The sequence below is a fragment of the Methanobacteriaceae archaeon genome, assembly GCA_029219465.1.
GTDB lineage: Archaea > Methanobacteriota > Methanobacteria > Methanobacteriales > Methanobacteriaceae > Methanocatella.
In genome coordinates this window covers 300,237-315,147 of the sequence record JAQXTL010000004.1, presented here as the reverse complement: position 1 = coordinate 315,147, position 14,911 = coordinate 300,237, and the positions used below count along the sequence as shown (strand labels likewise).

Here is a 14,911-nt window from a genome sequence, read left to right as displayed (position 1 = left end):
GGTTTTATTATGGATCCAATTAGTTTAATTTTATTCATCGCAATAGGCGGTATTATGATTGGTGCTGGTGTGCACTTTATTCCTGTAGGAGGAGCTCCTGCAGCTATGGCTACTGCTACTGGTGTAGGTACCGGTACTGCTATGTTAGCTGCTGGTGCAGGTTTAACAGGTCTTATTACTGCAGCTACTATGACTGGTGAACCATTTTATATAATTGGTATTGGTGGTGCTATTGGTGCTATGATTATGATGGGTATTACCATGCTCATTGCTAACTTAATCTATGTATTTGGTGTAGGTGTTGTTCCTGCAGCATCCAAAGTACGTGTAGATTGGATTAGTAAACGTAATCAAGAAGCATACAAAACCCCTGGTACTGAAGGTCACGGTGTACCATTAACTTCTTACGTAAGTGGTCTTATCGGTGGTCTCTTTGGTGGTTTCGGTGGAGGTTTAGTATACTACGGAATCAACACTGCAGTTACCCAAAGTTCTTTAATCACTGACCCTGCTGTTAGTATTGGTTTAGCAGCTATCATCGGTACTGCTGTATTCTTTATTAACTCTGTAATTGCGTCTTATAACATTGGTGGTACCATTGAAGGTATGCACGATCCAAAATTCAAAAGAATCGGAACTGGTGCTCTCGCATGTGCTATTGCATCCATCGTTATCGGTATCTTTTGTGTAATCTTAGTTGGAGGTATCTAAATGTCTGCTGGTGGAAGTGCAGATGGTGCAGCTGCAGGTGCAGTTGACTCAATGCATTTATTAATTTTAGGTTTAGTTGGTGGATTAGTATGTATCTATGCTGCAGGATTCTTAGGTAATCTTGTAGGCCCTGTTCTTGCTGGACTCGGTGCAGTTCTCGCAATCGTTTGGGGTTCCGATGCTATTCGTAGAGTAGCAAGTTACGGTTTAGGTACTGGTGTTCCATCTATCGGATATATGTCTTTATCTGTTGGTGTAATCTCTGCTTTAGCAGGTTTAACTATTGGTACTATTTTAAAAATGCCAATTATTGCTCCTGTAGCAGGTTTAGTAATTGCTATTGTTATTGGTGCTGTTATTTCTTTAGTAGCTACTAAAATCGTAGGTATGAAAATCCCTATTATGATTCAATGTACTATTGAAATTGCTGCAGCAGCTATGTTAGCAGTTTTAGGATTCTGTGTTGCTATCGTTGGTGCTTGCGACATGGCTTTAATTTACGAACACGTTGTTGGAACTGGTTTTATTGCAGTATTATTTATCTTATGTACTATGGCAATTCAACACCCATTCAATGCATGTTTAGGACCAAACGAAGATCAAGTTAGAACTTTAAAATGTGCTTGTTCTACTGCATTCTTATCTATGGTTTTAGTTGGTCTCTTATCCATTACCACTGGTGGTCTTGGATGGTTCCTTGTATTCATTGTTGGATTAATTGGTTGGATTATTTCATTCAAAGCATTTGTACAAGCTTCATGTGAAGATGCTGCTTCAACTAGATGGGCTGGTTTATGGCCTAAAGTAGAGGAATAAATAGGAGGAATTAATAATGGCTCAAATGTTACCAATGGTACAAATTATACCAGATATGAATTTAGCTTATGATCCTGTTACTGGGGTTATTGGTGCTTCCTTAGGTTCAGGAATTGTTCTTCTATCTATGGATGAAATAAATGAACAAGTATCAAAAGTAGAATTAGCTGCTGATGAATTAATGGCTTCCTTAGACCCATACACAAGTCCTGTTGGATCATACCCTGGTAGGGAAGGATCTTACATTACTGCAGGATTATTAACAAACATTGTATATGGATTTTTATTAGCTTCATTTATCATATTTGCAGCATTACCAATCTTACAAACATTGGGGGTTTTATAGATGGCTGATAAAAAAGCTGCTGCTGATAACTGGCCAGTTATTAGTGGGGATTATATTGTAGGCGACCCTGAAAGTCCTGTAGCTGTTACCACTCTTGCTTCTCACATTGAAGCTGAACTTTCCGGTGCTGCTATTGCAGGTCCTTGTAAAACTGAAAACTTAGGTGTAGAAAAAGTTGTTGCTAACATCATTTCCAACCCTAACATTCGTTTCTTAATCTTAGCTGGTGCTGAAGTACAAGGACACATTACTGGTCAAAGTTTCAAAGCTTTACATGAAAATGGTGCAGACCCTGATAAAAAGAAAATTATCGGAGCAACTGGTGCTATTCCATTCGTAGAAAACGTTCCACTCGAAGGTGTTGAAAGATTCCAACAACAATTAGAAATTGTTGACTTAATTGACACTGAAGATGTTGGTGCTATTCAAGCAAAAATCAATGAATGTGTAGAAAAAGACCCTGGTGCTTTTGAAGAAGAAGCTATGGTTATTTCTGTTGAAGGAGACGATGGAGAGGAAGAAGAAGGAGAAGCTATTAAAGTTGTTTCCCCTGAAACCGCTCTTATCGAAGCAAGAATTAGAGATATTAACACCAAAATTGATATGGTTGGAGCTGTCCAAAGAACTATGGCTGGTAACTACTCCGGTAAAGTTCAAGGGATCATGTTAGGATTAGCTTTCACTTTAATCGTTGGTTTCTTATTCTTGATGTTCTAGGAGGAATTTTAGATGGTTGAAATTTCAAACAAACCAAATATTAATGGAATGAAAACAGCTGCTGATGATGCTGAATACAGTGCAAAACTTGTTGCAAGAGAAGGTAAATTATTTGCTGGTTTACTCGCAACTAGATTTAAAGGATTTGCTATTGGAGGACTCTTTGCATTATTATTCGTTGTAATTATTCCTTTCATTGCAAAATTAGCAGGATTTTAGAGGTGTTTATTATGAGTGATGAAAATAATTCAATACCTCAAGTTATGGTTTCCTCAGATGATTTCAATGCAGCAGTCGCTAAATTAGACGATGCAGAAGAAAAAGTTGATTTCACTGTTGGAGAATATTATCAACGTTTAGGCCAACAAAGTGGTAGAGATGTTGGTATTTTATATGGTATTATACTTGGATTAATTATATTAGTTGTAGCTATTAAATTTGGTATAGCTTCAATGTTATCTACCTTATTATAAGGAGGATTATTATGTTTAAATTTGATAAAGAACAAGAAGTTTTTGATTTCGCAGGAGTTAAAATGGGAGGACAACCTGGTGAATACCCTACAGTTTTAGCAGGGACTATTTTCTACGGTGGTCACAACATTATTAATGATGAATTGACTGGAGATTTTGATAAAGCAAGAGCTGAAACTTTACTTAATGATATGGCTGAAATTTCAGACGTTACAGGTAACCCATACATTGTACAAGTATTCGGACAAACTGAAGAAGCAATCGTAAAATACATTGAATTTGTTGGAGAACAAGTTGACGCTCCATTCCTTATCGACTCTACATCCGGTGATGCAAGAGTAGCTGGTGCTCAATACGCTGATGAAGCAGGATTAACCGAAAGAGCTATTTACAACTCTATTAACATGGCAGCAGACAAATCTGAATTAGACGCTTTAGCTGAAACTGATATTTCTGCTTCTATTATCTTAGGTTTCAACCCTATGAACGCTACTGTTGACGGTAAAATGGCTATGTGGGAAAACGGTGACGACGGTGCATACGAAAAAGGTTTACTCGAAGTTGCTGCTGACTGTGGTATTACAAAATTCATGATGGATACTGCTGTAACTCCTTTAGGTCAAGGTGCAGGTATTGCTGCAAAAACCACCTTCGCAGAAAAAGCTAAATGGGGATACCCTGTAGGATCAGGTATTCACAACGTACCATCCGCATGGGACTGGTTAAGAGACTACAAAAAAGCAGGTCACAAAGATGCTTACACTGTTTGTGATATTGGTGCAAACATTGTTCAAGTAATGTGTGGTGGAGACTTTGTTCTCTTCGGACCTATCGATAACGCTAAAATCGCTTTCCCTGCTGTTGCACAAACTGATATGTTTATAGCTGAAGCTGCAGCAGACTTCGGTACCGAACCTGTAGAAAACCACCCAATGAACAAATTATTATAGGTTAGATTCTCTCTAATCTATAACCTTTTTGTTTTTTTAACTATTTTTTAACACTATTTTTCGACTATTTTTTACATAGAATTTATTTTATTCAGATTGATTTTATTTCTTTGAATATTAAAAAGAAATCTTTTTATTTTTCTAATCAATGAAAATTTTTTTAATAAAATTTATATTACTATAAAAAGAAAGTTATATCTAATTATATTGAGGTTATACTATGTCTTTTTTAAGTAGAATTTTTAATAAAGGTCCAAAACCTATTATTGCTAAATCCCGTGAGGGTAATTTGGCATCATTGACTGCACAGCATGCTGGTCCTGCAAGTCCTGGTGCAGTTAAAAAGCCTGATGTTTTTTATGTAACTGCTTCTGTTGAATTGGGAAATACAACAACTAAATGTATTGTCATGGCAACTAACTTAAACACAAGTGAATCTTATTTACTTAATAAAACTGTTAAAATGACAAGAGACATTCGTCCACCTAAACCTTCAGAAGAAGTATTTGGTAAAACTGTTTGGGGAATTGAACTTTCTAAAGAAGCTGTAACTGAATTAGTTAGGGATACTGTTTTACAGTCTCTTAAGAAAGCAAATGTTGATAAAGATACAGATTTAGATTTTGTTGTTAGATCTACTGGGGTTACTGCTGGTTTTGCTACTGCAGAAGAAGCAGGTCAATTAATTATTGCTTTAGCTGACGGTTGTCTTGAAGCTGAAATTCCACCTCGTAAAATGTCTCCTGCAATGAGTGTTTCCCAACTTCCTGAAAAATTACACAGACACTCTCTTTTGGAAAATATTCAATTTGACGGTGCAGTTGTTAGTGTTGTCCCACCTAAAGGTAAGGAAACTGTTGCTAATGAGATGGAAGGGGAACTTGTTACTGCAGGTATTAAATTAGGTGCTAAATGGACTGATGTTGATTACAGAAACCCTTGTGTTTCTCTTGATTTTGGTTCTACTTTAGCAGGACGTATTGTTAATGATAATGAACCATATGCAAATACTGTTGGAAACTTCCTTGGTCTTGCGGGTGTTGTTTCTGATTCATTAGCTAGAGGTTCAGGTAAAATTGATAAGAAAAACGGTGCTGCACTAGATTTATACTCTGAAAAAGCAATGAAAAAAGCAGACCACAAACAGGCTGAAGCTAACGCACTTGAAGCACATAAATTAATTAACATTTGTAAAGTTCCAATGGATGTTGACAGATTTGGTACTGTTCCTGTTGATCCTGTTGCTGCTAATAATGCTGGAACTACATTAATTGGTTGTGATGTAGGATTTAACGGTGACAAATTAGGTGAATTAATGGATTTAGGTGCTCAATTCTACGATGCTAATGGTCTTCCAACTTTACTTTCCACCTTGGATTATGTAAGTACTAATATTGTTAAAAGAGTATTGGATGTTGCATTTGATGAAAACGTAATTGTTCCAGGTTCTGCTTTAGGAATTACTGGAAGAGCAGGTATTACCGGACGCAAACCAGAACTTATTCTTGAAGCTGTTCAGGACAAATTTGAAAATGTTGTATTTGTTGAAGATGGTCTTGCTTTAGGTTCTGCAATTATGGCTCGTTGTATGAATTCAATGGGAACTCCAAAAGTACCTATTGGAGGAAAACAAGGTGGCAGATGTATTCTTAAAGATCGTATGAAAATGAATGGTGGTAAATTCGCTTAATTTTTCAATGATTTAAATGATTTATGCAATTTTGATGGCTGGAGGTAGGGGAACAAGACTTGAAGTTCCCTGTGAAAAACCTCTTTTCAAATTAAAAGAAGTTCCTTTAATTAAATATGTACTTGATAATTTAAATCAATCTAAATTAATCGATAAAATCATTATTGCAGTTAGTCCTAACACTTGTAAAACTACACAATACTTAAAGTCACTAGATTATGATTTTGAAATTCTTGATACTTCAGGTAAAGATTATCTAACAGATTTGTCTTATGTACTGGATTATTTTGAAAAAAAATCTAAAGATGATACATTACTGTTTATAAATGCTGATTTACCATTTATTTGTGCAGAAACTATTGATGATGTTTTAAATCATTATTTTAAATCAGATAAGGATGCATTATCTGTTTTAGTTCCTGTTGAAATATTTGAAGAGCTTGGATTAGATTATTCATATGAATTTGATGGAAATGTCCCATCAGGGCTTAATATATTAAGAAGTGAAAACATTATACAAGAAGAGTCTAATATTGTTATTCCTAAAGTTGAACTGGCATTAAATATTAATACACTATTGGACAGTAAAGTTGCAGAAAAATTATACAATGAATATTATATTTAAATATAATGAAATTAAATAATTATATAATTAGATTTAATTTTCATCAGGTGATTTAATGGAAAATAAACAAGTTCCTAGAAGAGAAGAAAAATTATGGAGTGAAATTAAAAATTATCAAGTTGCTACCAACAATGCACGTATTCTTGGAGTTCTTGATGAATTAATTATCAATGAAAAAACTGGTAAAATCGTGGATATTGCAATTAAAGTTGATGTTGACCGTAATATTCATGTTAAAGGTGCTAAAAGAAATGGTGACCTTTTATTAGTTCCTTTCGCTAAAGTTGAAAAAGTTGGCGAATTTATTATTGTAACTGAATAATTTCAGTTTTCTCTTTTTTTTATTTTTTATAATTGTTTGTTAAAAGACTTTTTTTTTAATTTCATGTTAACTATTTATAGTTTAGATTGCAAATATTATACTATTATAAAGTATTTTTTGTTAATGAATAGGTGATTATATGTTGCTTGAAATAGAAAATTTAGCTGTTGAAGTAGCTGGAAAAAGAGTTCTAAAAGGTGTTAACCTTGCTATTGCTGAAGGTGAAACTCATGTTCTTTTAGGACCTAATGGTGCTGGTAAAAGTACATTATTCTTAACTATCTTAGGTTTTCCACAATATAATGTTGTTGAAGGATCTATCAAATTTAAAGGTCAAGATATAACTAACTTAACCACTGCTGAAAGAGTTCAATTAGGTATTGGAGTTAGTTTCCAAACTCCTCCTGCTATTAGAGGAATTTCTGTTGGAGACTTATTAAAAATTATATCTAATCAAGATGTTAGAGATGAATTAAACCCAAGAATGAAAGAATTAGCTAACCAACTTAAATTCAGTGATGAATTCTTAAACCGTGATGTTAACTTAGGATTCTCCGGTGGGGAAGTAAAACGTTCTGAAATTTTACAATTACTCGCTCAAATGCCAGATTTCACTATGTTTGATGAACCTGATTCTGGTGTAGATATTGAAAACGTTGAGTTATTAGCTTCTGAAATTGGAACTTTACTTGATAAGGATAAACCACAACGTAGCAGAAAAAGAAGTGGTCTTTTAATTACTCACTTAGGTTACATTTTAAATTTTGTTAGTGCTGATAAAGCTCACGTTTTAATTGATGGGGCAATTTCCTGTTCAGGAAACCCTAATGAAATTCTTGAAGATATTAGAAAAAATGGTTTTAATGGATGTGTTGAGTGTGCGCAATGTTTATGAGGATGCTGAAAGAGCAATAAATAAAAAAGCAGCTATTGGTGCTGATATTACTATTGAGAATTTCACCGATGAAACAATCAATGCAATTGACATGATTGATGATTTGGATGATTTAAGTAAACAAACTAAAAAGGACTTATTGAAAGTTGGTGTTGATACCAACGAAGAAAACAGATCAGGTTCCTTTTTACAAGTTGATCAAAGTAACATTTTTACTAACAATTCCATTTCTGATTCCATTGAAGTAATGAATATGGGTGTTGCATTAGAAAAATATTCCTGGTTAGAAGACTACATGTGGAATGTTGTTAAACCAGATGCTGATAAATACACTGCTAAGACTGCTTTAAGAGAAAAAGAAGAAGGAGTTACCAGTGGTTATTTTGTTAGATCACTTCCAGGTACTAAAGAAGTAATGCCTGTTCAAGCATGTATGTTTATTAGTGACACTGATGTTATGCAAACTGCACACAATATCGTTATTGCAGAAGAAAACTCAGAATTACACTTAATTACCGGTTGTGCTACTGGTGATGACATTTCATCTGCAATGCACGTTGGTGTTTCTGAGATGTACTTAAAACCTGGTTCTAAAATTACATTTACTATGGTTCACAACTGGGCTGAAGAAGTAGAGGTACGTCCAAGAACTGCTATTAAATTAGCTGACAATTCAACATACATTAACAATTATATTTTAACAAGTCCTGTAAGCACAATTCAATCTTTCCCTACAGCATATTGTGATGGTAAAAACTCCCGTGCTATTTTCCAAAGTATCCAAGGGGGTAAAAAAGATTCTATTATTGATGTAGGATCAAGAGCAATATTAAATGCTGAGGGTGCTAAGGCTGAAGTTATCTCAAGAGCAGTTGCTCAAGATGAATCTCAAATATTTGCTAGAGGTCACCTTGCAGGTAATGTTCCTAATGTAAAAGGTCATTTGGAATGTCAAGGTTTAGTATTATCTGATGACAGTTTTATCTATGCTGTTCCTGAACTTGAAGCTAGTTCAACTAACTTAGAAATGTCTCACGAAGCAGCTGTGGGTAAGATTTCTGAAGATGAAATCAATTATTTAACCTCCCGTGGAATCCCTGAAGAAGAGGCAGAATCCATGATTGTTAGAGGTTTCTTAAATATGGATATTACTGGCCTTCCAGAAGAATTAGCACAGCAAACTCAAAACATGATTGATATGAGTCTTGATGGAATCTAATTCCTTCTATTTTTTCTTTTTTTCTTTTTTAACTTCGTTAAATTCATTCTTTTTTTGACTGTTTTATAGTATATAAAGTTTTTGGCTTATTTTTCTAAGTAACCTTTATATTAATTATTAATGAAATATATTAATCAGTACATAATGTAACGCTGAGCTAGCTCATTACGTACAAAATTGTGTTTTAAAGATATACGTTGTGTATTTCTTTAAAGAAAGATTTTAAAATTTTTTAAAAAGTTTAAAATTGTTTTAGAAAGACAAAAAATTGTTTTTCTGAATTGAGAAATATTTATAGAGGAGGAGAAACTCTATGGCTGATGATGTAAAAATTGTAATGTTTTGTTGCAACTGGTGTTCCTATGGAGGAGCAGACACAGCAGGTACTGCACGTATGCAATACCCACCGAATATTAGAGTTATTCGTGTAATGTGTTCTGGAAGAATTGACCCACAATTTATTTTAAAAGCATTTAAAGAAGGTGCTGACGGAGTATTTGTAGCTGGATGTCACATGGGTGACTGCCACTATGACTCAGGTAACTATAAATTAGATCGTAGAATGAGATTAGTTTATAAATTAGTTGAAGATATGGGAATTGGAAAAGAAAGACTTCACCACGACTGGATTTCCGCATCCGAAGGTGAAAAATTCTCTGAAGCTGTTAAAATGATGGTTAGCAGAATCAAAGAATTAGGTCCAGCTCCATTAAAAGAACAATTAAATGCTGAAAGATAAATTGGAGGAATGAATATGGCAGATAAAGTTAAAATAGGAACTATGTGGTTTGGCGGATGTTCCGGTTGCCACTTATCCATTGCAGATTTCCACGAATCATTAATTGATGTAATGGAATTCGCTGACTTCGAATTCTCCCCGGTACTTATGGATACTAAATATGATGAAGTACCAGAATTAGACATCCTTATTGTTGAAGGTGGAATTAGAAACGACGAAAACAGAGAATTATCAGAAATGTTAAACGAAAAAGCTAACATGGTTATCGCTTACGGAACCTGTTCTTGCTACGGTGGTATTCCAGGTCTCGGAAACTTATTCACTGTTGAAGAATTAGAACAAGAAGCTTACATTAACTCTGATTCTACTGTAAACCCAGAAGGTATTATTCCTCACGAAGAAGTACCTCACCTTGAAAGCAGAGTAAGACCAATTACTGAAACTATGGACATTGATTTATTGATCCCAGGTTGCCCACCTCGTTCTGACGTAGTTGCAGAAGCTGTTTTAACCTTATTAAAAGGTGAAACAATCGAATTACCTTCCACTAACCTTTGTGAAGTATGTCCTAGAGAAAAACCACCTGCTGGTTTAGCTATGGACTTCATTAAAAGACAATTCGAATTAGGTGCACCTGAAGCTGACTTATGTTTAATTAGTCAAGGTTTAGTATGTATGGGTCCTGCTACCGTATCATTATGTGGTGCAGAATGTCCTTCCATTGGTATCCAATGTAGAGGATGTTACGGTCCTACCGCAAAAGTATCTGACCAAGGAGCAAAAATGATCAGTGCTATTGCATCTGACTACGGTGTACAAGAAGATAAAACTGTAAATCCTGAAACTGTAGCCGACCAATTAGATGATATTGTAGGTACTTTCTACACTTACACATTACCTGCAGCTTTAGTTCCAATGAAAATGCAGAAAGGAGGAGAATAAGATGGTTAAACTTACTATGGAACCTGTTACCCGTATCGAAGGACACGCAAAAATTACCGTACACCTTGACGATGCTGGAAACGTTGAAGAAACAAGATTACATGTTATGGAATTCAGAGGATTCGAAAAATTCTTACAAGGTCGTCCTGTAGAAGAATTAGCAAGAATCGTACCAAGAATCTGTGGTATTTGTGATGTACAACACCACTTAGCAGCAGCAAAAGCAGTTGACCAAATCTTTGGTTTTGATGACTACGACATCTTACCTGCTGCATACAGAATGAGAGAAATTATGAACTGGGGTTCATACATGCACTCCCACGCTCTCCATTTCTACTTCTTAGCTGCACCAGATTTAATCATTCCTAACGGAACCAGAAAAACTAGAAATGTTTTCCAAGTTATTAAAGACATGCCTGAACTCGCTCTTCAAGCTATTAACATCAGAAGAAACGGTTTAGAAATTGTAAGAAAAATCGGTGGTCGTCCAATTCACCCTACTTCCTCAACTCCTGGAGGTATCTCAACTGAATTAGATGATGAAACTCAAAAAGACTTACTCGCTAGAGCACAACAAAACGTTGAATTAGCACAAGCTACTTTAGACTTAGCTCTCCCTGTATTCGAAGAAAACATCGATTTAATCTCTTCCTTAGGTAACTTCGGTGACACCAGACACTGTGGTCTCGTAAAACCTGACGGAACTTGGGATGTATACAACGGTAACGTAAGAATCAAAGATAAAGATGGCAGTGACCTCTTAGAATACAGAAACGCAGAGTACACTGACATTGTTGCAGAACACGTAAAACCTTACTCCTGGTTAAAATTCCCATACATCAAAGAATTAGGATACCCAGAAGGTATTTACAGAGTTGCACCATTATCTAGGATCAATGTTTGTGACGACATGCCTGCAGAAGCACCTCTCGCAAGAGAAGCTCTTAAAGAATTCCGTTCCAACTTCGGATATGCTCAAGCACCATTATTATTCAACTATGCTAGACTCATAGAATTATTAGCATCTGCTGAATGTGCTGCTAACGCATTAGAAGAAGATTTATCTGGTCAAAAATTCCCAGATGAATTAGAAAGAACTGAAGGTAAAGGTGTAGGTATTGTAGAAGCTCCTCGTGGTACTTTAATCCACCATTACGAATCTGATGAAAACGGATTAACCACTAAAGCTAACATTGTTGTTGCTACAATCCAAAACAACCCAGCTATGGAAATGGGTATTCACCAAGTTGCTAAAGATTACATCAAACCTGGTGTTGAAGTAGATGACAAAATCTTTAACTTAATGGAAATGGTTATCAGAGCTTACGACCCATGTTTATCTTGTGCTACTCACTCAATGGATAGTCAAATGAGATTAGCTGAAGTAGATATTGTAGACAGTGAAGGAAACCTCATTAAAAAATTCTAAATTTAAGGGGGTTTATTGATGATTGTATTTAACGAAGATGGCTGTATCAAATGTGGGGCTTGTGAAGGTACTTGTCCTACTTCAGCTATTGAAGTAACACCTAGTGCTATTGTACATTGTGACACTTGTGGTGGCGAACCTAAATGTGCTGACGTTTGTCCTAACGGTGCATTAAAAGTAGAAGAATATGAAATTGCTGAAGGAGTTACCCAACCAAGATTAATATTCAACTCTATCTTATGTGACCAATGTGGTAAATGTGAAGAAGTTTGTCCTCAAGAAACTCTTGAAGTCACTGGTACAAAATTAAAAGAAGTTAAAGGTTTCTGTGTAATGTGTCAAAAATGTGTTGACATTTGCCCAGTTGACGTAATTGGTATTCCTGGTGTTAAAGAACCTGCTGAATGTGACTTAGACCTCAGCGGAAAAGGTCCTGTATACATCAAAGACTGTGTTGGATGTGGATCTTGTGTAGAACCTTGTCCTGTAAGCGCAATTTCTCTTGAAGAAGTTGGAAGTCCAGTTACTGTAGGTGGCAATTGTATTAAATGTGGATTATGTTCCCAAACCTGTCCATGGAATGCAATTTTCATTTCCGAAAAAATACCTGTTAAACGTTCTAAAGAAATTAATTCATTCACTTTCGATTCAGCTAAATGTATCGGATGTAACACTTGTGTAGAAGCATGTCCTGGTGACTTCATTGTTGCTAATGGTTCTTCATTAACTGTTGCTATCCCTAGCGCTTGTGCTGCATGTGGTTTATGTGTAAAACTTTGTCCTGTTGACGCATTAGAAATTGATGTTGAATGGGGTGAAGGTTCACCTGTAGATGCAGAAGGAATCGCAAGAGATGTAGAAAAATGTGACTTTATTGGAGCATGTGCAAACAAATGTCCTACACAAGCTATTCGTGTAGTTACTAAAACCGGTATGTCCTGCCCTGCATTAGTAGAAACTGATGATGAACCATCATTCACCAGTTGTATCAGATGTGGAGCTTGTGCTTCCGTATGTTCCAACGACGCATTAAAAGTCGACAAATTTGAAGTTACTATTGATGGCGAACCTGTATTAAGAGACAGGATCTTATTCAACCCATCTAAATGTGACCAATGTGGAGACTGTGTCGCTGCATGTCCTTACGACATGATTCACAAAACAGAAGATCCTAAATTACCAATTGCAGGATTCTGTACTTTATGTGGTCAATGTCTTGAATCATGTCCTGAAGACGCATTATGCTACAAATAGGTGTGATAACACGCACACCTTACTTTTTTCTTTTTTTTTATCTGTTTTTATTGGAATTCTTTTTAGTTGTGTTTTTTATTCATTTTAAATTTTGAGTATTTTTCTGTTCGCTAATCACTCTTTTTTTTAGAATGTTTTAGTTTATTTGTGTTTGATTTTTATATGATTTTCAGCTTGGAAATTGATTTTGATTTATATATTCAATTGAAAAACTTTATATCTACTTAGTCACAATATATAATAATCATGAGTAAAGTAATCTTGTTATTAATTAAATTATTTTTTAGTAAAGTTAATTTGAATTATTTTATTCATTTTAGAAATGATAATTTGGTTGTTTAAAAATATAAAGAGAGAAATAAAAATTGAAATTTAACAAAATCAGAATATTATCAGTATTCTTTGTGCTTATTTGTTTAATGGGAACCGTAAGTGCAAATGAAGATGTTAATGATAATATATCTAGTGGTTCATCATATGAAATTGATACATATATGGATGAAGTTTCTGTTGAATAGGGTGATGTGCAAGAGATAGGATACAGTTCTATTGATATAACAATTCCAAACTGTAATGGATATAATGATGAAGTGTTATCAAATGATGAAATAATTTATTATGTGAATAATTCTGCTGATGGGGATGATGGGTCTAGTTGGGAAAACGCATTTGGTGGAGAATGGGCTATTGATGATGCATTGTGTGAACTAGCAGATAATGGCGATAGAGAAGGAATAATATATGTGGCTGATGGAAAATATTCTGGAATTCAAGCAAAAGTGGAACATGCATTAAAATATAATGTTACTTTTATAGGTCAAGGAATTAATACAATTTTATTTGATATCAGTTCACCAATCTATGGTATAACACATTTGGATATTTTCAGTAATTTTATTAATGTTACAGGTTATGCGAGTAAACACAGTTGGGCTTTGGTTGCTGGAATTGAAGTGCAGGACTCTGATGATAGAATAATGAATAACACTATCATTGTTGATACTGTAAATGCCTTTGAAAAAGGATTCAATGTTTATGGTATAAGTTATTCACAAACCACAAAGGGAGATCATAACTACAATATACAGTACAATAATGTTTCAACAAACAGTGATTATGCAGTAGCGTTGAAAGGTGGAGGCAGTTCCACTGTGTCTGATTCTATTGTTGCAAATAACATCCTCAATGGTAGAAAGTATGGTGGAAACCGTGCAGTATATGTTACAGGCGGTACAGGAAATGTTGTTGTCAACAATACTGATGGTTCCAAACCAGTACGTAAAATGACAGCTGATGAATATTCCAATGGATTGAAAAATTACCTTAAAAGCCCATTTAAAGGAAATGGATTGGGATTAGGTTGGTTGAATAATGGCGGAAACTCCCTGAATCCCGGAAACAATGGTAACGGCAACAATAACATTTTTGGAAATAATCCAAACAATAGCAATTCACAAGCACACAATGGAGATTTAAACTCAACACATTATACATATGGTTCTTCAGGCGTTAATATTGCGGGTGCTTCTTCATCTTCAGGATCAGGTGCCGGAAGCAGTCAATCCGAGTCATCTGATGCGAAATCCTATGAAGTGACTAAAAAAATTGATGATGACGTGAATCATATTCAAGTCGTTAGTATGATTGTTATTGCATTAATTTTACTAATCATAGGATACAGAAGAAAAGAACATAAAGAAGAATACTAAAAAGAAATAAACTTGATTTAAAAAAAATAATAGATCCAATCTATTGTTTTTTAAACTTTTTTTAAAACACAATA

Annotated in this window: 18 protein-coding genes; all 18 read left to right on the top strand. The window is 34.9% G+C overall.

Annotation, left to right across the window (positions count from 1 at the left end; translation table 11 throughout):
• Positions 1-9 precede the first annotated feature (9 nt).
• The 18 genes from mtrD (at position 10) to PUD86_03180 (ending at position 14,837) form a co-directional block, all read left to right on the top strand.
• Positions 10-711, top strand: coding sequence for a tetrahydromethanopterin S-methyltransferase subunit D (mtrD, locus tag PUD86_03265; GenBank protein ID MDD6776299.1), 702 nt, complete (start codon positions 10-12; stop codon positions 709-711).
• A complete protein-coding gene (mtrC, locus tag PUD86_03260; GenBank protein ID MDD6776298.1) occupies positions 712-1,527 on the top strand; it encodes a tetrahydromethanopterin S-methyltransferase subunit C in 816 nt (271 codons plus the stop codon). It abuts the gene before it with no gap.
• Between the two features lie 16 nt (positions 1,528-1,543).
• On the top strand, positions 1,544-1,873 hold the full coding sequence (locus PUD86_03255; protein MDD6776297.1) for a tetrahydromethanopterin S-methyltransferase subunit B: 330 nt from the start codon (positions 1,544-1,546) through the stop codon (positions 1,871-1,873).
• Entirely contained in the window at positions 1,874-2,590 is a 717-nt protein-coding gene (mtrA, locus tag PUD86_03250; protein ID MDD6776296.1) for a tetrahydromethanopterin S-methyltransferase subunit A, read from the top strand.
• Positions 2,591-2,602: 12 nt separating this feature from the next.
• Positions 2,603-2,809: a tetrahydromethanopterin S-methyltransferase subunit F gene (locus tag PUD86_03245; protein ID MDD6776295.1), complete on the top strand. Its 207-nt coding sequence runs from the start codon at positions 2,603-2,605 to the stop codon at positions 2,807-2,809.
• A gap of 8 nt (positions 2,810-2,817) precedes the next feature.
• Entirely contained in the window at positions 2,818-3,063 is a 246-nt protein-coding gene (gene mtrG / locus PUD86_03240; GenBank protein MDD6776294.1) for a tetrahydromethanopterin S-methyltransferase subunit G, read from the top strand.
• A gap of 11 nt (positions 3,064-3,074) precedes the next feature.
• Positions 3,075-4,013 carry a tetrahydromethanopterin S-methyltransferase subunit H gene (mtrH, locus tag PUD86_03235; protein ID MDD6776293.1) on the top strand — a complete coding sequence of 313 codons (939 nt, stop codon included), beginning with the start codon at positions 3,075-3,077 and terminating at the stop codon, positions 4,011-4,013.
• A 220-nt stretch (positions 4,014-4,233) separates the two neighbouring features.
• Positions 4,234-5,703 carry a methanogenesis marker 14 protein gene (locus tag PUD86_03230; protein MDD6776292.1) on the top strand — a complete coding sequence of 490 codons (1,470 nt, stop codon included), beginning with the start codon at positions 4,234-4,236 and terminating at the stop codon, positions 5,701-5,703.
• Positions 5,704-5,719: 16 nt separating this feature from the next.
• Positions 5,720-6,328, top strand: a complete 609-nt coding sequence (locus tag PUD86_03225; GenBank protein ID MDD6776291.1) for an NTP transferase domain-containing protein — start codon at positions 5,720-5,722, stop codon at positions 6,326-6,328.
• A gap of 55 nt (positions 6,329-6,383) precedes the next feature.
• Positions 6,384-6,650: a PRC-barrel domain-containing protein gene (locus PUD86_03220; protein MDD6776290.1), complete on the top strand. Its 267-nt coding sequence runs from the start codon at positions 6,384-6,386 to the stop codon at positions 6,648-6,650.
• Between the two features lie 139 nt (positions 6,651-6,789).
• On the top strand, positions 6,790-7,545 hold the full coding sequence (locus tag PUD86_03215) for an ABC transporter ATP-binding protein (GenBank protein ID MDD6776289.1): 756 nt from the start codon (positions 6,790-6,792) through the stop codon (positions 7,543-7,545).
• Positions 7,514-8,764, top strand: coding sequence for a SufD family Fe-S cluster assembly protein (locus tag PUD86_03210; protein MDD6776288.1), 1,251 nt, complete (start codon positions 7,514-7,516; stop codon positions 8,762-8,764). Before PUD86_03215 ends, PUD86_03210 begins: the two co-directional genes overlap by 32 nt.
• Positions 8,765-9,077: 313 nt before the next feature.
• Complete coding sequence (locus PUD86_03205; protein ID MDD6776287.1) at positions 9,078-9,503, top strand: hydrogenase iron-sulfur subunit; 426 nt, start codon at positions 9,078-9,080, stop codon at positions 9,501-9,503.
• A 15-nt stretch (positions 9,504-9,518) separates the two neighbouring features.
• Positions 9,519-10,445, top strand: a complete 927-nt coding sequence (locus PUD86_03200) for a F420-nonreducing hydrogenase (protein MDD6776286.1) — start codon at positions 9,519-9,521, stop codon at positions 10,443-10,445.
• A 1-nt stretch (position 10,446) separates the two neighbouring features.
• Positions 10,447-11,874 carry a Ni/Fe hydrogenase subunit alpha gene (locus tag PUD86_03195; protein MDD6776285.1) on the top strand — a complete coding sequence of 476 codons (1,428 nt, stop codon included), beginning with the start codon at positions 10,447-10,449 and terminating at the stop codon, positions 11,872-11,874.
• Positions 11,875-11,892: 18 nt separating this feature from the next.
• Positions 11,893-13,128 (top strand): 4Fe-4S binding protein, encoded by a 1,236-nt coding sequence (locus tag PUD86_03190; GenBank protein ID MDD6776284.1) that lies wholly within the window; start codon positions 11,893-11,895, stop codon positions 13,126-13,128.
• 365 nt (positions 13,129-13,493) lie between these two features.
• On the top strand, positions 13,494-13,646 hold the full coding sequence (locus PUD86_03185) for a hypothetical protein (GenBank protein MDD6776283.1): 153 nt from the start codon (positions 13,494-13,496) through the stop codon (positions 13,644-13,646).
• A gap of 6 nt (positions 13,647-13,652) precedes the next feature.
• Positions 13,653-14,837, top strand: a complete 1,185-nt coding sequence (locus PUD86_03180) for a hypothetical protein (protein ID MDD6776282.1) — start codon at positions 13,653-13,655, stop codon at positions 14,835-14,837.
• The last annotated feature ends 74 nt before the right edge of the window (positions 14,838-14,911 follow it).